This window comes from Deinococcus sp. AJ005, assembly GCF_009017495.1.
Taxonomy (GTDB): Bacteria; Deinococcota; Deinococci; order Deinococcales; family Deinococcaceae; genus Deinococcus.
Window position 1 is genome coordinate 2,393,095 of record NZ_CP044990.1, and the last position, 24,945, is coordinate 2,418,039.

Consider the following 24,945-nt stretch of genomic DNA (forward strand, 5'->3'; position numbering starts at 1 on the left):
GTGAGTATCGACGTCTTGCTGGTGGTCTTCGCTGGTCTCTTCGGCCTGCTGGTGGGATCGTTTTCCAACGTGCTGATCTGGCGGCTGCCGCGTGGCGAGAACATCGCCTTTCCGCCCAGCCACTGCCCCCACTGTGACCATGCCCTTAGCCCGCGCGATCTGGTGCCTCTGTTCTCGTGGCTGTCATTGGGCGGCAAATGCCGCTACTGCCGCGCGCCGATCAAGTCGCGGTATCCGGTTGTGGAGGCGCTGACGGGTCTGGGCTACGCGGTCATTGCCCTGCTGTTTCCCATCGCCCTTTACGGCGCGGGCAGCCTGGGCCTGATGGTGCTGTTCACGCTGCTGCTGGTGGGCAGCGCCATTGATCTGGACACCTACACCATTCCCGACGAGCTGACCTTGCCGGGGGTGGCGCTGGGACTCCTATTCGGTTTTTTCAACGGCAGGAACGCGGTGGAGGGCTTGCCTGATCTGGCGGGCGCGGTCAACGGGGCTTTGCTGGGCGCGGGATTGCTCGTCGCCATCAACCAGTTCGGCTCGTGGGTGCTGCGGCGCTTCCGCGAACGGCAGTATCCCGAATTCCCCATCGGCTTTCAGCAGATCAGCCTGGGGTTGCTGGCAGGGGCGTGGCTGGGGCCGTGGTGGGGCGCGGGCGTAGGCCTGCTGTCGGCGGCGGTCAACGCGGTCAGCCGCCGCGTGGTCCGCATTCCCGAACTGCTGACCCTGGGCGGCCTGCTCCTGAGCGTGGTGGTGGGCAGCGCAGGCATAGGCCCCGGCCTGATTCTGATGGTGCAGGGTTCACTGGCGGCGGCAGGCGGCGTGTCTTTGGTGGCGGGCGTGTACTGGTGGGTCAGACACCGCCCCGGCGCTGCGGATGAGGCAGAGAACGACGGCGCGGATGACCAGTACGATGCCAGCGCGATGGGCTTCGGGGACGTGAAACTGGCTGCCGTGATCGGCGCGTTCCTGGGCTGGGAGAGACTGCTGGTGGCCTTACTCGTGGCGGTCTTCGCCGGGGCGATCATTGGCGTGATTCAACTGGCGCGCAAGCAGGAGAACCGGGTCAAGTTCGGCCCCTTTCTGGCCTTCGGTGCATTGGTGGCGCTGATCTGGGGCGCGGGCATCGTGGCAAGCTACCGGGGGATGCTGGGGCTGTAGGGCCTCTCTCCTATTCCAGCCAGGCCAGATCCATACTCGGCACCCCTGGCGACACCCACGAATTGCCCCGAACGATAAACCGCCACGGCAGATTGCGCCCCTCCTTAATCCCCACGCGGGCGGTGATCTCCACCTCTTCATCGGGCAGAGTCGCGGGCGGTGCGAACAGATGCAGCGCGGCGCTGTCCACCGCCGTCCCCGTTACCTCGGCAGGCCGGATGCCAAGCGCGTAGACCAGTTTAGCCGGGCCGTTGGTCAGGTCACGTTCGCGGGTCACGGGGCGGTGCGTCAGCATTTGCCCTTTGCCCTCCAGCGGTTCCAGCGCGCGAATTAACACGCTGGCGGCAATGCTTTCGGGGCGGCAGGAGACCTGCAACAGCGGATGCCCGTGCGTACTCCAGAACAGCCAGCGGCCTGCCTGGACAGCCATCTCGGCGCTGCGGGCGGCATGAAACCGTCCGGCGGTACAGGCTGGGTCACGCGGGCAATCGTAAGCCTCGGTTTCCACAATTCTACCGCTGAGAACCTCGCCGCCGGGCAGGACATGAACCAGGGTGCCGCCCAACAGCTCACGGGCCACCCGCACCGGATCGCGGTCAAAGAAAGCGGGAGGCAGAGGCGTAGTCATTTACTTCCGCATCATCCGCAGGCGGCGGAAGAGCTGGCCTTCCTGGTGGGTCACGGTGTCCTGAAGCTGGGCGGTGGTGACCTCCTCCACGGTGACAAATGCCTTCGGGTACACCGCTTCAATGGCGCGGATGGCCTGTTTCATCTTCTTGCGGGCGATCACGGTGAACATGATCCTCACCTCTCCGTCGCGGCCCGAGGCGTTGACGGTGGTGACGTAGAATCCGGCCTTTCGCAGCGCCTCCTGAACGTCGGGGGCGCTGACGGGCACGATGATTCGCAGCACCACCTTACCCACCGCCAGCCAGCGCTCAATGTTCGCGCCCAGCATGGTGCCTGATGCGTAGCCGCCCGCGTAGGCGATGAATTGCAGTGGGCTGTCCAGCGTGCTGAGAACCTTGGCGGCGGCCATCAGCCACACCAGCGATTCAAAGAAACTCAGCGCCCCCGCCGCCGTGCGTTTGCCCCGGATCAGCATCCCGATTCGCAGCGTGCCCAGCGACACGTCCACGATTCTGAGGGAGAAAATAAGCAATGCACCCAGTAGGGCGTCGGCAGTCAGAGCATCAAACACACCCCTGAACTTAGGGGGGCGGTAAATGAGAATGGTCAGCGATTGGAGGGGAAGGAGGGCCGCCGATCACGCCAGTCCTGCGGGTCATCTTTGAGACCAAAGCAGTCCTCGGGCGTCAGACCTGTCTCCCCTGACGGGTTTGAAACCACAGATAGATCAGACCGCCGACAAACGCCAGACCAGTCACCACCAGACTCAGCCACATGAAGCCGATAGTGCGGCGATAAGATTCGCCCAAAACGGCAATCTGTCCCAGTACAGAGAAAAATTGCATAGCAACAAAGGCCAACCCGATGACGAACATCAGTTGTGAATGCTGTTTATGTCGCGTCCAGAACCACCACCCGAACAGGACCGGCAAGGGAATCAAGGCAGCCAGCCAGAGCTTGAGCAGACTTTCGCTGGGACTGATGAGAATGGGGGCCATTGAGAACACCGCCGCGATGCTCAGCATCACCAGAAACATCAGCGGTGTGCTGACACTCGGCGCTGGCCCACGCTGTCCACCACCTGACACGCCATCCCGCTGATCCATGATTCAGATTATCCCATCCCGCAACAGCCCACCCTCGTAAATGCGGCGAATGGTGGCTTCAATGTCCGGCTCCCTGACCGTGATGTCGCGCACCGGGGCATGGGCGGTGACGCGGGCAATCGGGGCGGCGGCGGCCCCAATAAAGCCGTAGCGGACGCGGGGGCCTTCCGCACCCAACAGCTCCAGCCCTGGCACCTGCGGGTCAATCGGAGTAGCCTCAAAATCCACCACCAGTTCGCGGGCGCTGCCGTAGCGGGCCTGCAAACTCGCCAGCGCGCCATCGTACAGCAGGGAGCCGTGGTCAATAATCATCACGCGGCGGGCCAGCCGTTCCACATCGCCCAGATCGTGGGTAGTCAGCAACACCGTGACCTCGCGGGTGGCGTTGATATGGCGGATAAATTCGCGGATACGCTCCTTGGCCACCACGTCCAGCCCCACCGTCGGCTCGTCCAGAAATAGCAGTTCGGGGTCGTGCAGCAGGGCGGCGGCGAGGTCCGCCCGCATCCGCTGGCCCAGGCTGAGGGCGCGGGCCGGGGTGTTCAGGAACGGCCCCAGTTCCAGCAACTCGGTGAAGTCGCGCAGGTTCTGGCGGAAACGGGCTTCGGGCACGCGGTAGATGTGGCGCAGCAGTTCCAGCGATTCGTGGACGGGCAGATCCCACCATAGCGTCGTGCGCTGGCCGAACACCGCGCCCAGGCGGGCCACATGCGCCCGGCGGTCCTTCCACGGCACCAGACCGCCCACCTCCACCCGCCCAGTGTCAGGGACCAGCAGCCCGGTCAGCACCTTGATGGTGGTGCTCTTGCCCGCGCCGTTCGGCCCCAGATAGCCCACGATCTCGCCGCGTTCAACACTAAAGCTCACGTCTTTCACGGCTTCCATAACGATGCTGGAACCGCGCAATAGGCCGCCCTGACGCACGCGGAAGGTTTTGCGGAGGTTGTGGACGGTGATCATGGCTGCTCCTTGTGTTTCACTCATGTTCCCGTTCCGCCGTAGTGCCGCACGCCCACGCGCCAGAAGGCGAAAGCCGCCGCCAGCATCAGCGGACCGACGAGGGGCGACAGGTAAGCGGCCAGGGGGGGCAGACCATCCGGCAGCGGACGGCCCAGGACGTGCAAAACGGGGAAATACGACAGGAAGGCAGCAGGAATCAGGTACGTGAAGGTCTTGCGGAGGAACTGGCCGTAGATGTCCATCGGGTAGGAAATCAGGGTGCGTCCGCCATAGGTCAGGACGTTCATGGCCTCCACGCTCTCCACCGTCCAGAAGGTCAGCGTGCCGCCGATGACGAAGAGGCCGCCGAAAAAGGCGATCATACCCAGCACACTTCCTGCCAGCAGCAACGCGGCTTCGGGGGTGAGGATGGCCCCGGACGCCATGACGCCATACGCCAGAATCCCCATCGCCAGAAAGACCCGCGTGATCCGCCGCAGCGCAAAGTCCGAGCCGAAGATTTGCAGACGCAGGGGCGCAGGCCGCAGCAGGAAAGTGTTGAAGCTGCCACTGCGCACATGCTGACTGAGGTTGGGGGCGTCAAAACCGCCGAACAGCAGGTCCATCAGCACGAAGGAGATTTCTGCGAGGCCGTAGAGCAGGCTGACCTCGCCCAGCGTCCAGCCGCTCAGCGAACCGAAACGCGGCAGCACCAGCGCAAAGGCGGCAAATTCTGCCAGTGTGATCAAGGCCGATCCCAGCGCGTCCAGAGCGAACGACACCCGGTAAACGGCCTGCGAACGGGCCTGGGCGCGCAACAACAGGAAGTAGAGACGCAGATGGTAGATAACCGACGCCAAAAGACTTTCTTTGTCTTTTTGCTCCCTCCCTCCTCGTGGGGGAGGGCTGGGGAGGGGGGGCGACGGCGAAAGCTCCGGCCTAGCCACCCGCCACCTCCAACCGCCGCAAGCCGCGCGATAACACAAACGCCGCCACCCCGAATAGAAGCAGCGCCCAGCCGAGTTGCACCGCCAGCGCTGTCCACGCCTCCGCTCCAGTTTTTACACCCAGCCAGATTTCCACCGTCGTATTCATCATGCTGGGAAAGGGGGTGAAGGCCAGCACATTCTGAAACCACAGCGGGAAGAAGGCCAGGGGCATCAGAAAGCCGCTGCCCAGGCCCAGCACCGCCCAGGCAAAGCGCCCGAAGCCCACGGCGTCCGGGGACCAGAAGGCCGCGCAGTTGACCAGAAAACGGAAGGCAAAACCGCAGGCCCAGGCCAGCAGCAGGCTCAGGGTAGTCAGGGTCCAGCCTCCCAAGCCTGCCGGAAATGTCGCCCCCCAGATCAGCGCAAACAGCGCCAGCATCGGCAACCCGCGCAGCACGAACTGGCCTGCCGCCCGGCCCGCGTCCTGCGCCGCCCAGAACGCCAGCAGGTCATGGGGGCGCAGCAAGTCAGAGGCCACCTCGCCCCGGTGAACCGTCCGCATAAAATCGGTCCAGCCGAACAGGGACAGCGCCATGATGAATGCCTGCGTGAGTCCGGTGTAGGTAATGGCGTCCTGTACGGTGTATCCAGCCACCTGCGGCGTGTTACCGAACAATGCCACCAGCACGGCGATTCGCAGCACGCCAAAAAACAGGTTGGTGATCAGCCCCCACAGCGCCGCCTGCGGATACGCGAACTGCCGCCGGAAGCCCAGCCGCGCCACCGAGGCGTAGAGCGGCACGTTGAGGCATGGCGTGGGTTTCAGGGCCGCTTGCATACAGGCCAGAGAGCTTAGCGGCTGCCGATGCCGGGGCGCATGGGCCAGATGGCGGAGTTCTGTAGGGCACACCCCTCCCAACCTCTGCCTTTTCTGAAGCCCCTCCAGAGGATTGGCCTCAGCCGCAGGGGGTAGGCTGGCCTCTCTTCAATAGTTCACAGTCACCCACAGGAGGTCAACAATTATGATGGACATCTTCAACATGCTCGGCGGGATGGGCAACGCGCAGCAGCAGGTCAGCCAGCAGACCGGGGCCACCCCACAACAATCCGCGTCCGCGATGGAGGCGGCCATTCCGCTGCTGCTGGGGGCCATGACCCGCAATGCGGGCAGCCCGCAGGGCGCGGCTTCTCTGGCCGGGGCTTTGGGCCAGCACGACGGCAGCGCGCTGGACCTGTTCAGCCAGGGCGGCGCACCCAACATGCAGGAAGGCCAGAAAATTCTGGGCCATGTCTTCGGCAACCAGCAGCAGTCTGCCGCCAACGCGGTGGGCAAACGCGCGGGCATTGATCCCCAGCTCGCCATGCAGATTCTGAGCATGGCCGCGCCGCTGGTGCTGGCCTACCTGGGCCGTCAGCGTCAGCAGGGCGGTCAGGGCGGTGGGCCAGACCTCGGTGGTTTGCTGGGCGGACTCCTCGGCGGCGGTTCCGCTGGAGGTCTAGGCGGCATGCTCGGCGGCCTTCTGGGCGGTGGACAGCAGGCCCCGCAACCCCAGAGCGGTGGTGGCGTATTTGGAGGCGGCCCGGTCATTTCCGGCCTGCCCCCGCAGAACAATCAGGTGCAGCAAGACACCCAGCAGGGCGGTGCGGGCGGCATTGTCGGCACCCTCAACAATGTGCTGGACCGCGACGGCGACGGCAACGCCCTCAACGATCTGATTGGCATGTTCAGCGGACGGCGCTGAGAAAGGCTGTTCTGATCCCTGAATAGAACAGGTTTTAAATCCGAGATTTGAGGAGGTGGCGCGAGTAGAGCATTCTATTCACGCCACCTGCTTTTTGCTGTTCCAGACACGATTGCCATACCGGCCAACCAGTATCAATTCACCAGCGGACTGGTAGCCCCGTCCGCGCACTCTCATAGCCGCCCAGCACCAGCCGCACGCTCTCGCGCCCGTCCTCGCCCGTGCAGACGACGGGCGCACCGCCCTGGATGCTCTGGACAAAGCGCACGACGCTGCGGACGTGGGCATTGTCGGACGCGGCGAAGTCGTACCACGTTTCATCGGTCTGGCCCCACTGCCCGTAACCCGATTCGCGGTTCACGAAACGCAGGCGCGGTTTGCCCAGGCGGTTGCTGCATTCCAGCGCGCCCTCTGTGCCGTAGACGGCGAAACTCTCCTCCCAGCCGGTGGCCGTCCAGGCGTTTTCCACGCTGGCAAAGCCGCCATTCTTGAATTCCAGGGTGGCGATGCTGGTGTCCTCTACCTCAATCTCAAATTTCAGCGTGGCCATGCGGGCGTAGATGCTGTCCACGTCGCCGCCGAAGTGCCGGGCGAGGTCCATCATGTGACAGCCGTTGTCCAGCAGGGTGCCGCCCCCACTGGCCGCGAGGTTGCCGAACGCCCCGCGCACTTCCGGCGCACCGCCCCAGTCGTGCGCCTGCCGCAGGCGCATGAAGGTCATGCGCCCGATGCGGCCCTCATTGATCAGGCGTTTGGCGGTCTGCACCAGTGGGCTGGAGCGCAGGTGATGCCCGGTTTGCAGAATGGCCCCGCCCTCCCGCGCCGCCGCGATCATCTCGTCGCAGGCGGCCAGATCGAGGGACAGCGGTTTCTCGCACAGCACATGAATGCCGCGCCGCAGGGCAGCCAGGGCGGCGGGCGCGTGGAAGGCATTGGGCGTGCAGATGCTGACCGCCTGCACCCCGCCGCTTTCCAGCAGTTCCACGAAATCTGCGTAGCCCCGCGCGTTCCAGTCGGTCTCGCGCCGCTGCCGGGCGGCGACGTTCGTTTCGGCAAAGGCCACCACATTGGCCCCGGCATGGCTGTACCCCTCATAGTGCCGCTGCGAGATGGCCCCCGCGCCGATAATGCCGACATTCAGCGGGGCAGACTGAGGCAGCAGAGTGGTCATAGCTTTTCCAGCGGCAGTGTTTCCAGTGGCTGGGGACGGTGTCCGAACGAGCGCGGCGCACTGGCAGTGGGCATAGCCCAGCGTGCGGCGTTGGCAATCACCTGTTGAATCTGCGGGTTGTGGTACGTGGGGAATGTCTCGTGGCCAGGACGAAAGTAAAAGATCTTGCCGCTCCCGCGCGTGAAGGTGCAGCCGCTGCGGAAGACTTCGCCGCCCGCGAACCAACTCACGAAGACCAGTTCGTCGGGGGCCGGGATGTCGAAGTGTTCGCCGTACATTTCCTCATGCTCCAGCTCGATGAATTCGCCCACGCCCTGCGCGACGGGGTGCGCCGGGTTGACCACCCACAGCCGCTCCTTCTCGCCCACCTCACGCCATTTCAGGTCACAGCCGGTGCCCATCAGGGCCTTGAACGGCTTGCTGAAGTGCCCGGAGTGCAGCACGATCAGGCCCATGCCGTCCAGCACGCGGGCCACCACTTTCGCCGCCACGGCATCCGACACGTCGCCGTGTGCCTTGTGGCCCCACCACAGCAGCACGTCGGTCTTGCCCAACACCTCGTCGGTCAGGCCATGTTCCGGCTGATCGAGGGTGGCGGTCTGGACACTTTCAAAGCCGTGCGTCCGCAACCCGTCGGCGATCACGGTATGGATGCCGTCCGGGTAGTGGACGCTGACTTTGGGGTTTTCCAGTTCGTGACGGTACTCGTTCCAAACGGTCAGGCGGGGCGGTGTGGATGAGGTCATGACGGGAATGAATGTAGCGCGGCAGCGGGTGGCGAGAGAAAGGAGATGAAGGGGTGGCTGTACAACTCACCCCTCAGCTCTGCCAGTCCGGTGCCCCGTGCTACATCCTCTCAACTCAGCCCCTATAACAGCTTGTCCAGCGTGATCGGCGTTTCCCGCACCCGCTTGCCCGTCGCGTGATAGATGGCGTTGGCGACGGCGGCGGCGGTCCCAACAATGCCGATTTCGCCCGCGCCGCGTGCGCCCAGGGCGCTGACATGAAAGTCGGGATGGTCCAGCGCGATGGCCTGCACGCTGCCGATGTCGGCGTTGACGGGAATGTGGTACTCGGCCAGATTGCTGTTCAGGATCAGGCCCGTGCGCGCGTCGGTGTGGGTTTCCTCGTGCAGGGCCATGCCCACGCCCCAGACCATGCCCCCGGTCAGTTGCGATTCGGCGGTCTTGGCATTGATCACCTGCCCGATGTCGAAGGCTCCCACCACCCGGCTGACACGCGGGGTCATGAAATCGGGATCGACGCGAACCTCCACGAACACTGCGCCCCAGGAATGGCGGGCAAAGCGCTCGGCCACCGCTGCCACGCTGCCGTCCTTGCCCGCCTTGAGCTGATCCAGGTGTTTCTGGCTGCCCTCATGTGGAATAGTTTCGCGGTAGACCTCGTGCTGGTCCTTGCCCAGGCGTCCAAGGATGGCGGTGTAGTCCTCGCCCTGAGCAGTGTCGCCCAGATACAGGCCGCCGTCGCGTGGGTGGATGTCCCGCCCAGCCACGCCAAACAGCGGGGAGGCGGAATCGTGCGTGGCGGCTTCCATCAATTCTTCGCGCAGGCCCATCGCGGCGGCCAGTACAGCGCTGCCCACGCTGCTGGCGGTGCGACTACCGCCGGAATAGCCGTTCTTGGGCAGGCGTGAGTCGCCCAGCTTGACCTTGATCCGTTCGATATCCAGCCCCAGCGAATCGGCGGCGATTCCGGCCAGGATGGAATACGTCCCCGTGCCGATGTCGTGGCTGCCCGCCTCGATTTCCACATGGCCGTCGGCGCACAGCCGGGCGCGGGCGGTGGCGGCGCTGGCGTAGACCGGATAGGTGGCGGTGGCCATACCCCAGCCGATCATCGTGTTCCCGTCGCGCATGGAGCCGATTTCGGGATTACGCCCCTCCCAGCCAAAGGCTTCCGCCGCACGGTCATAGCATTCCAGCAGGTGCTTGCTGCTGTAGGGCTTGCCGCTCTCCGGGTCACTGTTTTCCGGGGCGTGGTTGCGGCGGCGGAATTCTAGGGGGTCCAGGCCCGCCTTCTCGGCCAGCTCGTCCATCAGCACTTCCAGGCCAAAGCTGCCGCTGGCCTCGCCAGGGGCGCGCATCATGATGTTTGGCCCGGCGTGGGTGCGGATCAGCGTGTACTTCAGGTCCATGTTCGGGTTGGCGTAAAGCATCTTGGGCACATTGCCCACCTGTTCGGGGAAGAGGTCAGACACCCCAGTCTGCGTCTGCGCGTCCAACTTCATGGCCGTGAATTGCGCGTTGTCGTCCAGCCCCACCGAGTACGCCGAAGTCGTCGCGGCGCGGTAGCCCACGGCGGCGAACATCTGCGCGCGGTTTAGCACCAGCTTGACCGGGCGGCCCAGTTTGCGTGCGGCCAGCACGACAGTCGGCAGGTGCGGCCAGGTGGTGGCCTTGCTGCCAAACCCTCCGCCCACGAAGGGGCTGATCACATGCACATTGTCCGGCTCCAGCCCCAGCATGGCGGCCAGGGTGTGCTGCGCAGACTGCATCCACTGCGTCGGCTCGTAGATGGTCACGCGCTCGTGACCGTCCCAGGCGGCAATGACGGCGTGCATTTCCAGCGGGTTGTGGTGGTGGACTGGTGTGTCGTAGGTGGCCTCGAAGGTGCTGGCCGCGTCCTTCAGACCTTTCTTGACGTTCCCGCGCGAGTGGCCCAGCGGCGGCAGTGGCAGTTTGTCCAGCAGCGGCATCCCATGTAAACCCTGCTCCAGCGTGGCGCGGAAGTCGGAGGCGTCGTACTCGATTTCCAGCAGTTGCGCGGCATGTTGTGCGGCCTCCAGCGATTCGGCCACCACCAGGGCGACGGGCTGCCCCCGGAATTCAATTTTGGCCGACTGCAACGGCAGAACGGAAGTTCCGGCGGGGCCGCGCGGATACGCCTTGACGGGCTTCAGCTTTATGCCCTGAGACTCGTGGGTCAGGATGTCCAGCACCCCCGGCACGGCGCGGGCGGCCTTTTCATCAATGCTTTTAATGCTGCCGTGGGGAATCGTGGCACTGACCAGAACAGCGTGCGCCAGTTCCGGCAGGTCAAACTCGGCGGTATATGTGGCCGCGCCGCGCACCTTGTCGGGGCCGTCCACACGGCTGACCCGCTGGCCCACATAATTCTGAGGCTGGCCTTTCTGAACGGTCATGCGCCTGCTCCTTCGATTGAATTTCCAGCCTCATCCACAAGACCTGCCGCCTGCATCAGCGCCCGAACGATCACGCGGGCGGTCAGCGGCACCTTGAAGGCGTTCTGAGAGAGGGGATGGGCATGCTGAAGCGCGGCGCGGGCGGCGGCTTCAAAGGTTTCACGGGTGGCGGGCTGGCCGACTAGTGCGGCTTCGGCTTCCGGCGAACGCCAGGGCTTCGTACCCACGCCACCCAGCGCGACGCGGGCCGCATTCACTTTCCCATCCTGCACGTCCAGCAGGGCGGCGCAACTACTCAGCGCGAACTCGTAGCTCTCGCGGTCCCGCACCTTGAGATACACGCCACGCTGGGCAATCGGTACGGGCAGCGTCAGCGCGACGATCAATTCACCTTCCTTCAAGTCGTGTTCGATGTGAGGCGTTTCGCCGGGAAGCAGGTTGAAATCTTCCAGCTTAACAGTGCGTTCTCCATCTGGGCCGCGCAGAACCACGTTTGCCCCATACGCCACCAGCGCCACCGAAGCGTCGGAGGCGTGCGTGGCAATACAACTTTCCGAGCCGCCCAGAATCGCCATCTTGCGATGATGGCCTTCTATCGCGCCGCAGCCGCTGCCCGGATCGCGCTTGTTGCATTCCTTGAAGGCCAGATCGCGGAAGTACGGGCAACGCGTGCGCTGCATGATGTTGCCGCCCATGCTCGCCATGTTGCGAATCTGCTGGGACGCACCCACGAGAAGGGCTTCACGGAGCGCCGGATACCGTTCAGCAATCAAGGCATGTTCGGCAGTCTGCGACATGGAGGCGAGTGCGCCGATTCTGACGCCCTCACCGTCCTCCACGATCTGCGACAGCTCCCCATTCTCGCGCAGCGGCGTGATGTCGGTCAGGTGGCTGGGACGTTCCACGTCCAACTTCATCAGGTCAACCAGGGTGGTGCCGCCTGCCAGAAATTTGCCCGGCTGACCCACGGCGTCGGCCACGCTCTGCGCCCGTGCGTATTGAAATGGTCTCATCGCTGCTGCCCGGCCACGCTCTTGACCGCTTTAAAAATCTGCGGATAGGCGGCGCAGCGGCACAGATTCCCACTCATGAAATCGCGCAGCTCGGCGTCGTTTTCTGCGTGTCCGCCCTCCACACAGGCCACCGCGCTGAGAATCTGGCCCGGCGTGCAGTAGCCGCACTGAAAGGCGTCGTGTTCGATAAAGGCCGCCTGCATCGGGTGCAACTCACCGTCGGGATTGCTTAAGCCCTCAATGGTACGAATCTCGTGGCCCTGGGCGCTGAGGGCCAGGGTCAGGCAGCTCAGGTGGGGTTCGCCGATCAGCACGGTGCAGGCCCCGCACTGGCCGTGATCGCAGCCCTTCTTGGTGCCGGTCAGGTGCAGCCGCTCACGGAGCACGTCCAGCAGGGTGGCCTGCACGGGAATATCCAGCGCGTGCGCCTGCCCATTGACCGTGAGGGTCAGGGGAACGCTATTGAGTGAGGTCATGCCCCAGGCTAGAGCGGCGCGGCGTGGGGCTGTGCAAGGCGGGGTTCACGGGGCCTTGAGCTGAGCGTTGTTACTTGCAGACCAACCCTCCACCACACTCCCTAGCCACCCGCCACACTCCGCGCCGGCTCCCACAGCCGCCACAGCTCATAAATGCCCATCAGCAGATGCAGGATCAGTTTGGCACTCAGCCCGGTCAGCAAACCCACTAGCGTTCCCCAGGCCGAGCGCATCGCGTCCGGCAGGCTTTTACGGACCACCAGCAGTTCGGCCAGCAGCGCCCCGGCCAGCGGCCCCACGATCAGGCCGAAGGGAATGAACAGTCCGGCCAGTCCGCCGATCAATGCGCCCCACACCGCCTGTTTGCTGCCGCCGTAGCGCCGCGCCCCCCACGCCGAGGCCAGATTATCCACGAAACCGATCAGGATGGTCAGCGCCCCGAAGGTCAGCAGAAAGGGCAGGTCCGGCCAGACCTGAAAGCCGTCCAGCAGCGTGGCTCCTAGCGCCCCCAGAAAGATGATCAGGGTGGCGGGCAGCACCGGCACGAAAGTCGCCACCATGCCGACGATCCAGGCGACGAGAAAAATCAGGAAGGCGAGGCTCATGTCGCTCCACAGTACGGCCCGGAGAACGCTGAAGTTTCCTTACCTGGTAGACATAAAAAAGCCCCACCGTGAAGTGGGGACTTTATTGACTTTGGTTGCAGGGACAGGATTTGAACCTGCGACCTCCGGGTTATGAGCCCGACGAGCTACCAGACTGCTCTACCCTGCGTTACCCTTTGAAGCTCTTTTGAAACTCCGTAGCACTTTTAACGTGCCTCACGCCGTCTCTCTCTTCTCAGCGCTTGGGAATAGTACAGCCCCCCGCCCAGACTGTCAACTGTGCATGGCGTTGCCATAGGGCGGTGGGGTGCGAAAAGCAGTGCGTGAATTCGTGCGCCAGCCTGACCCGACGGGCGCTAGGCTGGGGGCGTGACCCCCACGGCAGACTCTGAAATCGCGGCGCGCAAACTGCGCCATGTGGACGCCTGCCTGCTGCCCGCAAGCCAGTACGCGGGCGTGACCACCGGGCTGGAGGCGGTGCCGTGGCCCTACCGCGCCCTGCCGGAGCGCAACCTGAGCGAGGTGGACCTGAACACCACCTTCCTGGGCCATGCCCTGACAGCCCCGGTCCTGATCGGCGCGATGACCGGCGGGGCCGAGCGGGCGGGGCGCATCAATGCCCATCTGGCACAGGCCGCGCAGAAGCTGGGCGTGGGCCTGATGCTGGGTTCGCAGCGCGTGATGCTGGAGCGCCCCGACACCGCCGCCACCTTCCAGATCCGCGAACTGGCCCCCGACATCCTGCTGATCGGCAATCTGGGCGGGGCACAGTTCCTGCTGGGCTACGGCGCGAAAGAGGCCAGCCGCGCCGTGCAGACCGTGGGCGCGGACGCCCTGGCGATTCACATCAATCCCTTGCAGGAAGCCTTGCAGCGCGGCGGCGATACGAACTGGGCGGGGCTGACCGCGCGGCTGGCCGAACTGCTGCCAGACCTGCCCTTTCCGGTGGTGCTGAAGGAGGTGGGGCACGGGCTGGACGCCCGAACCGTGGCCGCCGTTCGTGACCTGGGATTTGCCGCGCTGGACGTGGCCGGGGCCGGGGGCACCAGTTGGGCGCGGGTGGAACAACTGGTGGAACATGGCGTGGTGCGGTCCCCCGACTTGTGCGAGCTGGGCGTGCCGACGGCCCAGGCATTACGTGAGGCCAGAATCGCTGCCCCGAGGATGCCACTGATCGCCTCCGGGGGCATTCGCACGGGGCTGGACGCCGCCCGTGCCCTCAGCCTGGGCGCGGGGGTGGTGGCAGTGGCCCGGCCACTTCTTGCACCTGCGCTGGACAGCGCTGAAGCCGTGGAAGACTGGCTGGCGAACTTCATTCAGGAGCTGCGAGTGGCCCTGTTGGTCGGCGGCTACGCGGATGTTTCGGAGGTACGCGCCTCGGGCAATCCATCCAGTGCGTCTTCCACCGAGTCGGGCTGATCACCCTCTCCCAGACGCTCCAGCACAGCTTCCTCCAGTTGGCCCAGCCGCCGCGTGACCGGATCGGTGGCGATGATCAGGGCCACCAGCGTGGTCAAGGCACCGACGGCCAGATGCACCCGGAAGGTGTCCAGATCGATGAACAGCAGCCCCACGGCCAGCCCCGCCCCCACCAGCAGCGCGGGCAGACTTCTGTCCGGGAAAAAACGGCGCGTGACCCGTAGCGAATTCCAGCGCAAAAAGGCCAGCGTCAGCAGGGCCAGGGCCAGTGCGGCGGCCACCAATTGCTGGTCCTCGGCGGCCTCCCTGGACCCGGCGGCGGACAGGCCGTTTCCCAGCCCTACACCCAGCACCACCACCGCCAGCGTGAAGGGCAGGTGGCCGTACAGCCACGCCAGCATGCCCTCTACCCGGCGGTCCACCCGCGCCCCCAGCAGCGGCAGCGAGCGGGCCTGATCGAAGTACATGCGCCACAGTGCCACCGCCGTCACGATAGCCGCCAGCGCAGGAATCAGGTTATTCGCGTTCAGCTCCTGCTGACGGCTGCCGCCCACGATCTCGGTGACGATTTCCCCCAGCGCGATAATTTGCAGCAGGCCCACCCGTTCGGGCAGGTGGCCCTCGTGCGGCAAGGCGTGGCGGCTGTGGTTGCGGATGAAGACCGGGGTCAGCACGTCCAGCAGCAGGGCGGCGCACCACAGCCCGGTCTGCGCCGCCGAGCCACCCGGCCACGCTGCCGAGACCAGCCACAGCGCCGCCGCCGTGCCGAAGGCCAGCGCCATGCGCCCGGCGAAGGCGGCCACACCAGGACCACGCCGCGCCACCGCCACGTAAAGCCCCGTCTGGATCAGCCGGTTGACCCCGTAAGCCAGCGCAAAGGCCGAACCGGTATCCGTCAGATCGCCCCGGAGGGTCAGGGCAATCATGCCCAGCGACACCAGTTGCGCCAGCGTGCCCCAGCGGTAGGTGCGGCTCTCGTTGCCGTAACGGGCGGCGAAGGTGGCGTTGCCCGCCCAGGCCCACCACACCGCCACGAACAGCAGCCCGAAATGCCACAAACTGGCGGCGTCCGGCGACTGGCCCAGCCGCTTGGCGAGTTGATCGAAGGCCACCACGAAGATCAGGTCAAAGAACAGTTCCAGCCAGGAAACCTTCTGTTCCTGATAGACAGAAGTATCTTCGCCGTGCGCGGCAGGCTCGCCCGCTCTGCCAATATTCACTTCGTCTGGCTGGCCGTGCATCACTCGGATTTTTTTATCAGATAGAAGAGGCAGACCACCGTAAGCCGCCTCAAGCGGCCCATTACCGTAAGCGACCTAGTCCCTTGCGGATCAGCGCGTCGGCGCTCAGCCCCGGCTCGGCAGACAGCAGTTCGGCCACCACCGCGCGCACCCCGGCCTCGCGGAAGCCTAGCGCCAGCAGCGCGTCCACCGCGTCGCGGCCCTCTGTCGTCACTGGTCTTACAGCCCTTACACCACCCACGGCAGGCGCGGCCAGATGTTCGGGCACCTTGCCCTGAAGCTCCAGCACCAGCCGCTCGGCGGTCTTCTTGCCCACGCCAGAGACACTGGACAGCAGTTTGGCGTCGCCGCTCAGCAGACCCTGCGCCAGCGCCGAGACCGGCATGGCCGACAGCATCGCCAGCCCCAGCTTTGGCCCCACGCCGCTCACCCCGGTCAGTAGATCGAACAGCCGCACGCTGTCGGTATCCGCAAAACCGAACAGCAACTGGGCGTCCTCGCGCACGATGAACCGGGTGTTCAGTTCGGCGGGTTGCCCCACCACCAGTTTTGCCAGCGTTCCTGCCGGGCACTGGACCTCGTAGCCCACGCCGCCCGCCACCACCACGGCGCTGTTCTCGCGCACCTCGCGCACCACGCCGGACAGGTAAGCAATCATTGCCCAGGATTCTAGTGGGTCGCGCGGGCGCAGGCTGTGGGAGTGGGCAGGATTTGCAGGGGCTGGAGAAGCGTGGGTGTCACCCGGCCACCGACAATCTCACCCCGGCCATTTTTCAGAACATGCCCCGGTGTTAGACTTCCTGCGGCAGACCCCGCTCTACTGAGCCGAAGAAGCCCTTTGAGAGCATCCCATTTCCCGCCCCATCCCTTTTTGCGCTGTACCCAAGCCCGGCCCACAACAGGAGAAACCACAATGCAATACGTTGTTCACCGCCCCCGAGTGGGCGTGTTTATCGATACCCAGAACCTCTACCACTCTGCGCGTGACCTGCTGGAGCGCACCGTCAACTTCGAGACGCTGCTGAACGTGGCCGTGGATGGCCGCGAGTTGCTACACGCCATTTCTTACACCGTGGAGCGCGAGAATGAGGCCACCGCCCGGCCCTTCATCTACAAGCTGTCCACGCTGGGCTTCAAGGTGCGGCGCATGAACCTGCACCTGCACCACGTCACCGATGGCGGTAAGCCCATCTACGAGGGCAACTGGGACATGGGCATCGTGGCCGACATGGTGCGACTGATGGACCATCTGGACGTGGTAGTGCTGGGCAGCGGTGACGGCGATTTCACCGACATGGTGGAGGTCTTGCAGGAACGCGGCAAGCGCGTGGAGGTCATCGCCTTCCGCGAACACACCGCCCAGCGCTTGATCGACGCCGCAGACCGTTTCATGCACCTGCCCGACATCGAGGACGCGTTGATGCCCGCCCGCCAGCGCAACAACGCCAAGGCCGACGAGCCGAAACCCGAAGAAACCGTCCAGTAATCCAGAAATGCCCGATCTAAATCCCCATGACGCGGACGCTGTTCTCGCCCGCCTGAACTTCACGCTACCTCCGGAGCGCATCGCCCAGACCGGGGCCGAACCGCGCGACTCCTCCCGCCTGATGGTGGTGGGCCAGAACGAGATTTCGCACCGCGTCTTCAGCGATCTGCCCTCGCTGCTTCGCCCCGGCGACTTGCTGGTGTCCAACCAGAGCCGCGTGATTCCTGCCCGTGTGATGGCGCGCAAGCCCGTGACCCCCGAAGGCCACGGTGGCGGAGCAGTGGAAGTGATGCTGCTGCGCGAGGAAGAGAACAATGTCTGGAGCGCATACCTCAAACCTGCAAAACGGGCTGGGAAAGAGTTGTGGCTGGGGGAGCATCGAGCCGAAGTCGTCGGCATTCTGGAAGACGGCGCACGCCTTTTGCATTTCGAGCATGACCTCAAGCCCCACCTGGACGAGATCGGACGGCTGCCCCTACCGCCGTACATCGATGCTGGAGATGACGACGAGATGTGGCGTGAGCGGTATCAGACGGTGTATGCCCGCGATCCCGGCAGCGTGGCCGCCCCCACCGCCGGGCTGCACTTCACGCCGGAGTTGCTGGCCCGACTGGACGGTATGGGCGTGGAACGCTGCGCCGTGACGCTGCATGTCGGCGCGGGCACCTTCCGGCCCATCCAGGGATCGGTCGCGGACCACACCATGCACGCCGAGCGGTACTCGGTAAGCGAGGTCACCGCGCAGGCCATCAACCGTGCCAGGGCCGAGAGCCGCCGCACCGTCGCTGTCGGCACCACCACCGTTCGCACGCTGGAAAGCGCCTGGGACGGGCAAATGGTACAGGCGGGCGAGGGCGATACGCGAATTTTCATCACGCCCGGCACCCCCGTTCACGTTCCAGACCTGCTGATCACCAACCTCCACCTGCCAGGCAGCACTCTGCTGCTGCTGGTCTCCGCCTTTGCTGGAGAGGATCGCATCCGGGCCGCCTACGACGCGGCGCTGGCGGGGGATTACCGCTTTTACTCGCTGGGTGACGCGATGCTGCTGGAAAATCAACGGGAGGCTAAAGCCTAATTCAGCGTCCGTTGCCCCGGCACGTCCAGCATGAACGCCGGAATCGGCACCCGCACCCTCGCGCCCCAGGCGTCCTGCATGGCGTAATAGCCGCGCATCACACCCGGCGTAGCCTCCACCGTTACGAAGGAATCGTAGACGAAGGTGCCGCCCGGCGCGATCACGGGCTGCTCGCCCACCACGCCGTCACCGTCCACATTGATCTCGTGGCCCAGGGCGTCCACGATGTCCCAGTACCGGGCCAGCAGTTGCCAGGTCTGATCGTGGTGGTTCTCGATACGGATCACGTAGGAAAAAACCCTGCGCTCCGGCGTACTGTGCGCGGCCAGATGGCTGACCTGCACGCTGACGCGGATGTCCGGCGCAGTGTCGGCCCCAGTGTCTGGACTGGGAGGGTCTGAACGTTCTGAATCGGGGGGAGGACGGCTCATGGCCCTCAGAGGATAGCGGAGGCCACCGCCGCAACGTGCCCCGGCGGACCGCATGAGCAATCGGTGATTCATATGCTGAAGGCAACGCGAGGAAGCCTGCTCTACACTGCCCTGCGTGACTTCTAACTCAGAACTGGGCATCAACAAGGACTTCCTTTTCGCGCTGCTTTCCGAAGCCGCACCCAGCGGTCTGGAACGCCGCGCCGCCGACGTCTGGAAAGCCGAGGCCAGCGCCTTCGCCCGCGTCTCCGAGGACCATTACGGCAACGTGTATGCCGAACTGGGGCCACAGGACGCGCCCGCGATTGCCTTGATGGGCCACTTGGACGAGATCGGCCTGATCGTCTCGCATGTGGGCGACGAGGGCTTTCTCAGCGTGCTGCCCATCGGCGGCTGGGACCCGCAGGTGCTGGTAGGCCAGCGCATCCGTCTGCTGGCACCGGGCGGCGACCTGCTGGGCGTGATCGGCAAGAAAGCCATCCACGTCATGGAATCCGAGGAGCGCAGCAAGGCCAGCAAACTCGAGGACCTGTGGATCGACGTGGGCCTGAGCAAGGAGGACGCACAGGAGCAGATTCCGGTAGGCACCTACGGCGTGATCGAGCAGGGACCGATCATGGTGGGAAACAAGATCGTCAGCCGGGCGCTGGACAACCGCGTGGGCGCGTTTGTGGTGCTGGAAGCCCTCAAGGCGCTGAAGGACACGGACCTCAAGCACCGCGTCGTGGCCGTGGGGACCAGCCAGGAAGAAATCGGATTGTTCGGCGCACAGATGGGCGGCCATAAAATTGATCCCATCGCTGGAATCGCCGTGGACGTGACGCACGAAACCAAGCAGAACGGCGTCAGCGAGAAGAAATACGGCGTGATTCACTTCGGCAGCGGTGCGAATCTGGGCGTGGGGCCAACCAGCAGCCCGGTGGTGGTCCGCCAGCTTCAGGAGGCCGCCCGCAAGAACGGCATTCCCTTCACCCTGGGGGCCAACACCTCGCGCACCGGCACCGACGCCGACGCGCTGACGCGGGTGCGTTCAGGCGTGCCCACCGCCGTGGTCAGCATTCCCAACCGCTACATGCACAGCCCCAGCGAAATGGTGGACGCCCACGACGTCAAAGCCTGCATCGACATTATCGCCGCCTGGGTAAAGGATCTGGAGGAAGGGCCAGACTTTACGCGGATCTGAAACTAAGAGCGTGTTTTAGAAGGTGTCTCATTTTGAGGCAGAAGATGGATGTCGTTTCGTTCAGGCCGCGCTGGGAAGGCGTTTGCGGTTCCCCCCTCCCAGCCTCCCCCACAGGGGGGGAGGAGCTAAAAGCGCGTGTTCCTGGGACTCGCAGAAATCCTGAAAGGCTTTTGAAATACGCTCTAACCGTCAGAGGACGCCACGCAGATTTTGAGTGGCGTCCTTGTTTTCTGTCAGCCTGCCACAAACCGGAGCGTTCCCTGCGGCACATTCTCGCCGCGTTCCAGGGTGGGAACCACCGTGCTGGTGCTGAGGCCCGCCGCGAGCCGCACGTCCTCGCCCAGACCCAGGGCAGCCAGATGCAGACCATGATCGCTGCCTGACAGAGCCTCTGCGGGATCGCCGCCGCCCCGGCGTACGGTCAGGGCGATGCGTGCGCCGTCGTCCAGCGTGAATTCGCCCATCGCCAGCAGGTACTCGGCCAGCACCCCTGCGGTGTACACGTCTTCCAGACCCACCCGCCCATCCGTTCCGGCGCAGACGATGCTGACCCCTTCAGAGGCCAGGGCGCGGGCGCGGCGGGCGGCGGCGTGGGCATTGGTCAGGGCGGCCAGCAGCACATGTTTGCCACTCCGGGCAGCAATGTGGGCGGCCCCGGTGCCATTGGTGGTGTTCATGACCACCGTCTTGCCCGCAAAGTTTTGCGCCCCTGCCTCTGCCGGACTGTTGCCGAAATCAAAGCCGGGGATGGGTAGACCACCGCGTTCCCCAGCCAGCAGCAGGTTTTCCCGCGTGCCGCGCAGGGCCAGGGCCACTTCCGGCGTACTGGTCAGCAGCAGCGCCTGTGCGCCGCGTTCCAGGTAAGCGACGGCGGTGGTGGTGGCGCGCAACGCATCGATCACCAGCACCACGTCCGGATAATTCCCGTATGGCAGCAGATCGACGCGCAGTTTCATGCGGGGCAGCTCTTCACTTCAGGGCTTCCCGCAGGCGTTCCAGCCCGGCCTTTGCGCCCCCTGGCCCATAGACCGCACTCCCAGCCACTAGCACCGTGGCCCCGGCACTGACCACCGCGCGGGCGTTGGTGCTGGACACGCCGCCGTCCACCTGCAACTCGGCGTCGCTTCCCATCTCATCCAGCCAGCGGCGCAACGTGCGAATCCGCTCCAGGCTGGCCGGAATGAATTTCTGGCCGCCAAAGCCGGGATTGACGCTCATGACCAGCACCAGATCCACGTCGCCCAGCAAGGGTCGCACAGCCTCCAACGGGGTGCCGGGGTTGAGGGTCACGCCCGCCCGCTTACCCAGCTCCCGGATCTGCTGCACGGCGCGGTGAACATGCGGCGTGGACTCGACATGCACGGTCATGCTGTCGGCCCCGGCAGCGGCGAAGTCCTTCAGGTAACGTTCGGGGCGCTCGATCATCAGGTGAACGTCCAGCGGCAGGTTGCTGGCCCGCCGCGCCGCTGCCAGGATGGGCAACCCGAAACTGATGTTGGGCACGAACATCCCGTCCATCACGTCCACATGTGCCCAGTCGGCCCCGGCGATGGCCCCCATTTCATCGGCCAGATGCGCGAAGTCGCACGACAGGATACTGGGGGCCAGCTTAACGGGGCGGGGGGTCTCGACTTCAGCACTCACGCCGGGCAGTTTACGACATGGCTCACAAATCCGGGCGCGGCTCAAACGGACAGGAGACGGAGAGGCGGTCAATCCCGAAGCGCAGCGCGGCAGTCTGCCTGCTACCCTCCCCCTATGCCTCCTTTGCTCCCCTCTGTGACGCCGGACTGGGCCTACGAGCGAGAACACTGGCGGCGCGGGTATTTCCGGGTGGCGGGTGTGGACGAGGCCGGGCGCGGGGCCTGGGCCGGGCCAGTCACCGTGGCGGCGGTGATTCTGCCCGGTCTGGCGCTGGACTATCCGTTCCGCGACAGCAAGCAACTGACCGCGCCGCAACGCGAGGAATACGCCGCAGAGGTCCGCCGTGTGGCCCTGGCCTACGCCGTGGAACACGCCTGGCCCGACGAGATTGACGAACTGAACATCCTGGGCGCGACGCACGCGGCGGCGTTGAGGGCGCTGGAAAGACTCAGTCCGCCCCCGCAGGCGCTGGTCACGGATTACCTGAAACTCCGCGTCAGAATTCCCATCAGTGCCCCGCCCAAAGCTGACGCCCTGAGCTACAGCGTGGCCGCCGCCAGCCTGCTGGCGAAAACAGAGCGTGACGCCGTGATGCGCGAACTGGACTGCCAGCATCCGTGCTACGGTTTTGCCACCCACAAGGGCTACGGCGCACCGGCCCACCGCGCCGCGCTGGAGCAACTGGGCGTGAGCGCGGCGCACCGCCGGACCTTTGCTCCCATCCGGCGACTGCTGGAAGACGGCGAGGGCGGTCTGTTTCCAGTTCAGCCCTGACCTGTCACGCATTTCCCAGCTTCCTCATGTGTGGCCCGTATCCTGCGGACATGTTGAAACGCGCTGTCTTACCGCTGGCCCTGGGTCTGCCTCTGCTGCTGGGAGCGTGTGGGCCAGTCGCCTCGCTGCTCTCCTCTACCGACGGCGACAAGGGACCGCTGCAATTCGGGCCGCTGGCCGTGGGGCAGACCTGGACCCTCAGCGGCGTGGTGGACAGCCGCAACGTGGTCACCACCGTCAAGATTCCCGATCTGGTGAACGTGCAGGGCAAATTCGCCTCCTTCAGCGCGCGGGACGAGTACAGCGGTTTCAACGACAACCGCGCCGGGTTTGCCGTGGCCACCTACGACCCGGACCGCCGCAACGCCGAGTTCCGCTGGGTGGGCGACGCCGGGGCGACCAGCTTCGACAAGGTGGTCTACACCTGCAAGCTCGACAATCTGGCAGGCAACCCGCTGATCGGCACGCTGACCTACACGCGCAACGGCCAGACGGTGGCGAACGGCACCTGCGAGGCCAACCTTAGCAGCCAGTCCTAGTCGCCCCGACTCCACACGAAAGCCTCTGACCATGCCTCCCCGCGCCGGATAAATGGCATGGGCAGGCCCACCACGCGCCCGCCTCCCTTGATGGCGGCGCGTACCAGCAGACGTGGATCGAGCTTTGGGTAGAGGTTGCGGGCAAAGGCCACGTCCCCACGCACGTCCAGACTCTCGCCGCTGGCGACGGAATCCGTTCCTAGTGCGATTTCTACCCCAGCGGCGGCGAAGGCGATCCAGGGAAAGGTGCCGCATTCCAGATGGTGGTTGCTGCGCGGGCAACTGACCACCGCGCACCCAGCCCGCGCCACCCGCGCAATGTCGTCGGGGGTAACGTTGACCATATGGATCAGCGTGGGTTTTGCGGCCAGAGCGCCCAGTTCGTCTAAATAGCGTACGGGAGTGAGTTCTGGCTCTGGCGTGCGCCCGATGACTTCGGCAAAGTTATCGGGTGTCATGGCGACGAATCGGTGGTTCCACAGCGGTCCCGCGCCCGTGGCAAATAGTTCAGGTTCACTGGGATGCTCGGCCACATGGATCTGGAGGGGCAGGCCCTCGCCCGCCGCGTAGTCGCAGACCAGTTTCATCAGGCGGTGACTGACCGTGTAGGGCGTGTGCGGTGACAGGCCGATGCGGGGGCCGCCGGGGCGCTCCAGCTTGCGCCACGCCTCCACCCGCTCCCGCATTCCGGCGAACACCTCGTCGGCCCTGCCGGGAAATGTACTCAGCACCTCGAAGTAGAGGACGCCGCGCAAATCTTCCCGCGCCAGCAGGGCGTCCATCACTTCACCTGACCACACGATGTCGCCCACGCCGCCCACCCGCAGCCGCGAGAGTTCGTCGGCCCCGGCCACTGCGCCCGATACGCCCCGCTGCTCGCGCTGGGCAATCACCACTTCGGGCAGCCAACGGAAATACGGCAACGCCTGAAAAGCGTAGGCGCTCATGTCCAGATGCGTGTGCGCGTTGATCGGCGGCGGGGCGATGATGCCGCCCATCTCCTCCACAACGGCCTGCGGATACTGGAGGCGAAGTTGCGCCGGATCGCCCGTGGCCGCCACCGTGCCGCCCACCACCAAGACTCCGCCGGGCGCGTGGCCGCCGCCCATGCCGGTGTACAGGACATCGCAGACGAGCAGGCGCGGCGTGAACGGATCAGGCGGGGAAAGGGTCATGTGGGCATGTTAGAGGGCTGGGGCGGGGATTTTCGCCCTCGCACCTGCCTGGAGCTTCTCTGGGACGCGAATCCTACTTCTTCTTGCCCGCCTTGCTCTCAGCCTTCGGCGCGGCTCTGGAGGCCACAGACTTTTTCTCCTCACCGTTCTGAGATTCCTGCGCCAGCATGGCCGCGCCGACGATTCCGGCGTCGTTCAGCAGTTTGGCGGGCACCAGTTTGCTGCGCTCCAGCTTGATGTGGTCCTGCCATTTGTCGGCCTTTTTGCTGACGCCGCCGCCGATGATGAACAGGTCCGGGCTGAACAGCAGTTCCAGGTGTTGCAGGTAGGTGCTGACGCGCTTGCTCCACTGTTTCCAGTTCAGATCGTCGCGCTCGCGGGCGCGGTCAGAGGCCCAACCCTCGGCTTCCTTGTCGCGCAGCCACAGGTGGCCCAGTTCGGTGTTGGGCACCAGCACGCCGTTGTGGATTAAAGCGCTGCCGATGCCCGTGCCGAAGGTCAGCACCAGCACCACGCCGTCCACGCCCGCCCCCGCGCCGAAGCGGGCCTCGGCCAGCCCGGCGGCGTCGGCATCGTTGATCAGATACACGTCCTGCCCGGTGGCCTTGGTAAACAGCGCGTCGGCGTCCAGCCCGATCCAGTCCTTGTCCACGTTGGCCGCGCTGAGGGTCCGCCCGTGCTGCACGATGCCGGGGAAGGTCACGCCGATGGGGCCGGTGGTCCCGAAGTGCTTTGCCAGCTCGGCCACCACATCCTTGACCGCGTCCGGGTGCGCGCCTTCGGGGGTGGGGATGCGGTGCCGTTCTTCCAGCAGCTTGCCAGTGGCGGTGTCTACGGGTGCGCCCTTGATGCCACTGCCGCCGATATCGATGCCCAGAATCACGCTCATGCGCTACAGCCTAAGCGAAGTTGGGGGCCGGGGTGGAGGGTGGGGCGGGTCGGAGGATCTGCTGTCATCCTGCCGCCGCTGGAGAATGTCACTCTTACACCGCTTCCCTGGAGTGGCCGCCCTGCCACGCCAAATTTGCTCATCCCATCCGAAC

The 24,945-nt window shown here is 65.1% G+C and carries 27 protein-coding genes and 1 tRNA gene; 8 read left to right on the forward strand and 20 right to left on the reverse strand.

What is annotated here, in order from left to right:
- Complete coding sequence (locus DAAJ005_RS13475) at nucleotides 1-1,158, forward strand: A24 family peptidase (RefSeq protein WP_151847563.1); 1,158 nt, start codon at nucleotides 1-3, stop codon at nucleotides 1,156-1,158.
- A 10-nt stretch (nucleotides 1,159-1,168) separates the two neighbouring features.
- Here DAAJ005_RS13475 and DAAJ005_RS13480 read toward each other — a convergent pair whose 3' ends face one another.
- From DAAJ005_RS13480 to DAAJ005_RS13505, 6 genes are all read right to left on the reverse strand, one after another.
- Nucleotides 1,169-1,786, reverse strand: coding sequence for a DNA-3-methyladenine glycosylase (locus DAAJ005_RS13480; protein ID WP_151847564.1), 618 nt, complete (start codon nucleotides 1,784-1,786; stop codon nucleotides 1,169-1,171).
- Complete coding sequence (locus tag DAAJ005_RS13485; RefSeq protein WP_151847565.1) at nucleotides 1,787-2,359, reverse strand: DUF2179 domain-containing protein; 573 nt, start codon at nucleotides 2,357-2,359, stop codon at nucleotides 1,787-1,789.
- A gap of 115 nt (nucleotides 2,360-2,474) precedes the next feature.
- Nucleotides 2,475-2,894 (reverse strand): hypothetical protein, encoded by a 420-nt coding sequence (locus tag DAAJ005_RS13490; protein WP_151847566.1) that lies wholly within the window; start codon nucleotides 2,892-2,894, stop codon nucleotides 2,475-2,477.
- Between the two features lie 3 nt (nucleotides 2,895-2,897).
- Nucleotides 2,898-3,854, reverse strand: a complete 957-nt coding sequence (locus DAAJ005_RS13495) for an ATP-binding cassette domain-containing protein (protein ID WP_192930764.1) — start codon at nucleotides 3,852-3,854, stop codon at nucleotides 2,898-2,900.
- Nucleotides 3,855-3,874: 20 nt separating this feature from the next.
- Entirely contained in the window at nucleotides 3,875-4,654 is a 780-nt protein-coding gene (locus tag DAAJ005_RS13500) for an ABC transporter permease (RefSeq protein WP_226342430.1), read from the reverse strand.
- A 118-nt stretch (nucleotides 4,655-4,772) separates the two neighbouring features.
- Nucleotides 4,773-5,600: an ABC-2 family transporter protein gene (locus tag DAAJ005_RS13505; protein ID WP_151847569.1), complete on the reverse strand. Its 828-nt coding sequence runs from the start codon at nucleotides 5,598-5,600 to the stop codon at nucleotides 4,773-4,775.
- A gap of 184 nt (nucleotides 5,601-5,784) precedes the next feature.
- Here DAAJ005_RS13505 and DAAJ005_RS13510 point away from each other — a divergent pair, with 184 nt between their 5' ends.
- Entirely contained in the window at nucleotides 5,785-6,504 is a 720-nt protein-coding gene (locus DAAJ005_RS13510) for a DUF937 domain-containing protein (protein WP_151847570.1), read from the forward strand.
- A 139-nt stretch (nucleotides 6,505-6,643) separates the two neighbouring features.
- Here DAAJ005_RS13510 and DAAJ005_RS13515 read toward each other — a convergent pair whose 3' ends face one another.
- The 7 genes from DAAJ005_RS13515 to DAAJ005_RS13545 all read right to left on the reverse strand — a co-directional run bounded on the left by DAAJ005_RS13515 (nucleotide 6,644) and on the right by DAAJ005_RS13545 (nucleotide 13,101).
- Nucleotides 6,644-7,675: a Gfo/Idh/MocA family protein gene (locus tag DAAJ005_RS13515; RefSeq protein ID WP_151847571.1), complete on the reverse strand. Its 1,032-nt coding sequence runs from the start codon at nucleotides 7,673-7,675 to the stop codon at nucleotides 6,644-6,646.
- The gene (locus DAAJ005_RS13520) at nucleotides 7,672-8,421 is read right to left on the reverse strand and encodes a ThuA domain-containing protein (RefSeq protein WP_151847572.1); all 750 of its coding nucleotides are present in this window, start codon (nucleotides 8,419-8,421) and stop codon (nucleotides 7,672-7,674) included. Before DAAJ005_RS13520 ends, DAAJ005_RS13515 begins: the two co-directional genes overlap by 4 nt.
- Nucleotides 8,422-8,543: 122 nt before the next feature.
- Nucleotides 8,544-10,838: a xanthine dehydrogenase family protein molybdopterin-binding subunit gene (locus DAAJ005_RS13525; RefSeq protein WP_151847573.1), complete on the reverse strand. Its 2,295-nt coding sequence runs from the start codon at nucleotides 10,836-10,838 to the stop codon at nucleotides 8,544-8,546.
- Nucleotides 10,835-11,851, reverse strand: coding sequence for a xanthine dehydrogenase family protein subunit M (locus DAAJ005_RS13530; protein WP_151847574.1), 1,017 nt, complete (start codon nucleotides 11,849-11,851; stop codon nucleotides 10,835-10,837). The genes DAAJ005_RS13525 and DAAJ005_RS13530 overlap by 4 nt, the downstream gene beginning before the upstream one ends.
- Nucleotides 11,848-12,327 (reverse strand): (2Fe-2S)-binding protein, encoded by a 480-nt coding sequence (locus tag DAAJ005_RS13535; RefSeq protein WP_151847575.1) that lies wholly within the window; start codon nucleotides 12,325-12,327, stop codon nucleotides 11,848-11,850. Before DAAJ005_RS13535 ends, DAAJ005_RS13530 begins: the two co-directional genes overlap by 4 nt.
- A gap of 101 nt (nucleotides 12,328-12,428) precedes the next feature.
- Complete coding sequence (locus DAAJ005_RS13540) at nucleotides 12,429-12,932, reverse strand: DUF456 domain-containing protein (RefSeq protein ID WP_151847576.1); 504 nt, start codon at nucleotides 12,930-12,932, stop codon at nucleotides 12,429-12,431.
- Between the two features lie 92 nt (nucleotides 12,933-13,024).
- Nucleotides 13,025-13,101, reverse strand: a tRNA-Met gene (locus DAAJ005_RS13545).
- 200 nt (nucleotides 13,102-13,301) lie between these two features.
- Here DAAJ005_RS13545 and fni point away from each other — a divergent pair.
- Nucleotides 13,302-14,351 (forward strand): type 2 isopentenyl-diphosphate Delta-isomerase, encoded by a 1,050-nt coding sequence (gene fni, locus DAAJ005_RS13550; RefSeq protein WP_151847577.1) that lies wholly within the window; start codon nucleotides 13,302-13,304, stop codon nucleotides 14,349-14,351.
- Here fni and DAAJ005_RS13555 read toward each other — a convergent pair.
- Both DAAJ005_RS13555 and ruvA read right to left on the reverse strand, forming a co-directional pair.
- Nucleotides 14,282-15,571 (reverse strand): low temperature requirement protein A, encoded by a 1,290-nt coding sequence (locus DAAJ005_RS13555; protein WP_226342431.1) that lies wholly within the window; start codon nucleotides 15,569-15,571, stop codon nucleotides 14,282-14,284. The two genes, fni and DAAJ005_RS13555, sit on opposite strands and share 70 nt — an antisense overlap.
- Before the next feature lie 82 nt (nucleotides 15,572-15,653).
- The gene (gene ruvA, locus DAAJ005_RS13560) at nucleotides 15,654-16,250 is read right to left on the reverse strand and encodes a Holliday junction branch migration protein RuvA (RefSeq protein WP_151847579.1); all 597 of its coding nucleotides are present in this window, start codon (nucleotides 16,248-16,250) and stop codon (nucleotides 15,654-15,656) included.
- 255 nt (nucleotides 16,251-16,505) lie between these two features.
- Between ruvA and DAAJ005_RS13565 the strand changes: the two genes are divergently transcribed.
- Entirely contained in the window at nucleotides 16,506-17,078 is a 573-nt protein-coding gene (locus tag DAAJ005_RS13565) for an NYN domain-containing protein (protein WP_151847580.1), read from the forward strand.
- 7 nt (nucleotides 17,079-17,085) lie between these two features.
- The gene (gene queA, locus DAAJ005_RS13570) at nucleotides 17,086-18,156 is read left to right on the forward strand and encodes a tRNA preQ1(34) S-adenosylmethionine ribosyltransferase-isomerase QueA (RefSeq protein WP_151847581.1); all 1,071 of its coding nucleotides are present in this window, start codon (nucleotides 17,086-17,088) and stop codon (nucleotides 18,154-18,156) included.
- Here queA and apaG read toward each other — a convergent pair.
- Nucleotides 18,153-18,587: a Co2+/Mg2+ efflux protein ApaG gene (gene apaG, locus DAAJ005_RS13575; protein WP_151847582.1), complete on the reverse strand. Its 435-nt coding sequence runs from the start codon at nucleotides 18,585-18,587 to the stop codon at nucleotides 18,153-18,155. The genes queA and apaG overlap by 4 nt on opposite strands.
- Nucleotides 18,588-18,702: 115 nt before the next feature.
- On the opposite strand from apaG, the gene DAAJ005_RS13580 reads away from it, so the two are divergent.
- Nucleotides 18,703-19,770 carry a M42 family metallopeptidase gene (locus DAAJ005_RS13580; RefSeq protein WP_192930765.1) on the forward strand — a complete coding sequence of 356 codons (1,068 nt, stop codon included), beginning with the start codon at nucleotides 18,703-18,705 and terminating at the stop codon, nucleotides 19,768-19,770.
- Between the two features lie 233 nt (nucleotides 19,771-20,003).
- Here the strand turns inward: DAAJ005_RS13580 and DAAJ005_RS13585 are convergent, their stop codons facing one another.
- Together DAAJ005_RS13585 and rpe are read right to left on the reverse strand one after the other, a co-directional pair.
- Nucleotides 20,004-20,726: a 2-phosphosulfolactate phosphatase gene (locus DAAJ005_RS13585; RefSeq protein WP_151847584.1), complete on the reverse strand. Its 723-nt coding sequence runs from the start codon at nucleotides 20,724-20,726 to the stop codon at nucleotides 20,004-20,006.
- 13 nt (nucleotides 20,727-20,739) lie between these two features.
- Entirely contained in the window at nucleotides 20,740-21,330 is a 591-nt protein-coding gene (rpe, locus tag DAAJ005_RS13590; RefSeq protein ID WP_255448067.1) for a ribulose-phosphate 3-epimerase, read from the reverse strand.
- A gap of 198 nt (nucleotides 21,331-21,528) precedes the next feature.
- Here rpe and DAAJ005_RS13595 point away from each other — a divergent pair, with 198 nt between their 5' ends.
- Together DAAJ005_RS13595 and DAAJ005_RS13600 are read left to right on the forward strand one after the other, a co-directional pair.
- On the forward strand, nucleotides 21,529-22,188 hold the full coding sequence (locus DAAJ005_RS13595; protein ID WP_151847586.1) for a ribonuclease HII: 660 nt from the start codon (nucleotides 21,529-21,531) through the stop codon (nucleotides 22,186-22,188).
- Nucleotides 22,189-22,238: 50 nt separating this feature from the next.
- On the forward strand, nucleotides 22,239-22,727 hold the full coding sequence (locus tag DAAJ005_RS13600) for a hypothetical protein (RefSeq protein ID WP_151847587.1): 489 nt from the start codon (nucleotides 22,239-22,241) through the stop codon (nucleotides 22,725-22,727).
- On the opposite strand, the gene DAAJ005_RS13605 is transcribed toward DAAJ005_RS13600, so the two are convergent.
- On the reverse strand, nucleotides 22,724-23,902 hold the full coding sequence (locus DAAJ005_RS13605; protein ID WP_151847588.1) for an amidohydrolase family protein: 1,179 nt from the start codon (nucleotides 23,900-23,902) through the stop codon (nucleotides 22,724-22,726). The two genes, DAAJ005_RS13600 and DAAJ005_RS13605, sit on opposite strands and share 4 nt — an antisense overlap.
- 73 nt (nucleotides 23,903-23,975) lie before the next feature.
- Nucleotides 23,976-24,791: a polyphosphate--glucose phosphotransferase gene (gene ppgK, locus DAAJ005_RS13610; protein ID WP_151847589.1), complete on the reverse strand. Its 816-nt coding sequence runs from the start codon at nucleotides 24,789-24,791 to the stop codon at nucleotides 23,976-23,978.
- Between the last annotated feature and the right edge of the window lie 154 nt (nucleotides 24,792-24,945).

What these genes read in the sequence shown, in the direction of transcription:
- DAAJ005_RS13480 (WP_151847564.1), bottom strand. Translation starts at nt 1,786, where the DNA reads ATGACTACGCCTCTGCCTCCCGCTTTCTTTGACCGCGATCCGGTGCGG.
- DAAJ005_RS13490 (WP_151847566.1), bottom strand. Translation starts at nt 2,894, where the DNA reads ATGGATCAGCGGGATGGCGTGTCAGGTGGTGGACAGCGTGGGCCAGCG.
- DAAJ005_RS13495 (WP_192930764.1), bottom strand. Translation starts at nt 3,854, where the DNA reads ATGATCACCGTCCACAACCTCCGCAAAACCTTCCGCGTGCGTCAGGGC.
- DAAJ005_RS13505 (WP_151847569.1), bottom strand. Translation starts at nt 5,600, where the DNA reads ATGCAAGCGGCCCTGAAACCCACGCCATGCCTCAACGTGCCGCTCTAC.
- DAAJ005_RS13510 (WP_151847570.1), top strand. Translation starts at nt 5,785, where the DNA reads ATGATGGACATCTTCAACATGCTCGGCGGGATGGGCAACGCGCAGCAG.
- DAAJ005_RS13515 (WP_151847571.1), bottom strand. Translation starts at nt 7,675, where the DNA reads ATGACCACTCTGCTGCCTCAGTCTGCCCCGCTGAATGTCGGCATTATC.
- DAAJ005_RS13520 (WP_151847572.1), bottom strand. Translation starts at nt 8,421, where the DNA reads ATGACCTCATCCACACCGCCCCGCCTGACCGTTTGGAACGAGTACCGT.
- DAAJ005_RS13525 (WP_151847573.1), bottom strand. Translation starts at nt 10,838, where the DNA reads ATGACCGTTCAGAAAGGCCAGCCTCAGAATTATGTGGGCCAGCGGGTC.
- DAAJ005_RS13530 (WP_151847574.1), bottom strand. Translation starts at nt 11,851, where the DNA reads ATGAGACCATTTCAATACGCACGGGCGCAGAGCGTGGCCGACGCCGTG.
- DAAJ005_RS13535 (WP_151847575.1), bottom strand. Translation starts at nt 12,327, where the DNA reads ATGACCTCACTCAATAGCGTTCCCCTGACCCTCACGGTCAATGGGCAG.
- DAAJ005_RS13540 (WP_151847576.1), bottom strand. Translation starts at nt 12,932, where the DNA reads ATGAGCCTCGCCTTCCTGATTTTTCTCGTCGCCTGGATCGTCGGCATG.
- ruvA (WP_151847579.1), bottom strand. Translation starts at nt 16,250, where the DNA reads ATGATTGCTTACCTGTCCGGCGTGGTGCGCGAGGTGCGCGAGAACAGC.
- DAAJ005_RS13565 (WP_151847580.1), top strand. Translation starts at nt 16,506, where the DNA reads ATGCAATACGTTGTTCACCGCCCCCGAGTGGGCGTGTTTATCGATACC.
- queA (WP_151847581.1), top strand. Translation starts at nt 17,086, where the DNA reads ATGCCCGATCTAAATCCCCATGACGCGGACGCTGTTCTCGCCCGCCTG.
- apaG (WP_151847582.1), bottom strand. Translation starts at nt 18,587, where the DNA reads ATGAGCCGTCCTCCCCCCGATTCAGAACGTTCAGACCCTCCCAGTCCA.
- DAAJ005_RS13585 (WP_151847584.1), bottom strand. Translation starts at nt 20,726, where the DNA reads ATGAAACTGCGCGTCGATCTGCTGCCATACGGGAATTATCCGGACGTG.
- rpe (WP_255448067.1), bottom strand. Translation starts at nt 21,330, where the DNA reads ATGGGGGCCATCGCCGGGGCCGACTGGGCACATGTGGACGTGATGGAC.
- DAAJ005_RS13595 (WP_151847586.1), top strand. Translation starts at nt 21,529, where the DNA reads ATGCCTCCTTTGCTCCCCTCTGTGACGCCGGACTGGGCCTACGAGCGA.
- DAAJ005_RS13600 (WP_151847587.1), top strand. Translation starts at nt 22,239, where the DNA reads ATGTTGAAACGCGCTGTCTTACCGCTGGCCCTGGGTCTGCCTCTGCTG.
- DAAJ005_RS13605 (WP_151847588.1), bottom strand. Translation starts at nt 23,902, where the DNA reads ATGACCCTTTCCCCGCCTGATCCGTTCACGCCGCGCCTGCTCGTCTGC.
- ppgK (WP_151847589.1), bottom strand. Translation starts at nt 24,791, where the DNA reads ATGAGCGTGATTCTGGGCATCGATATCGGCGGCAGTGGCATCAAGGGC.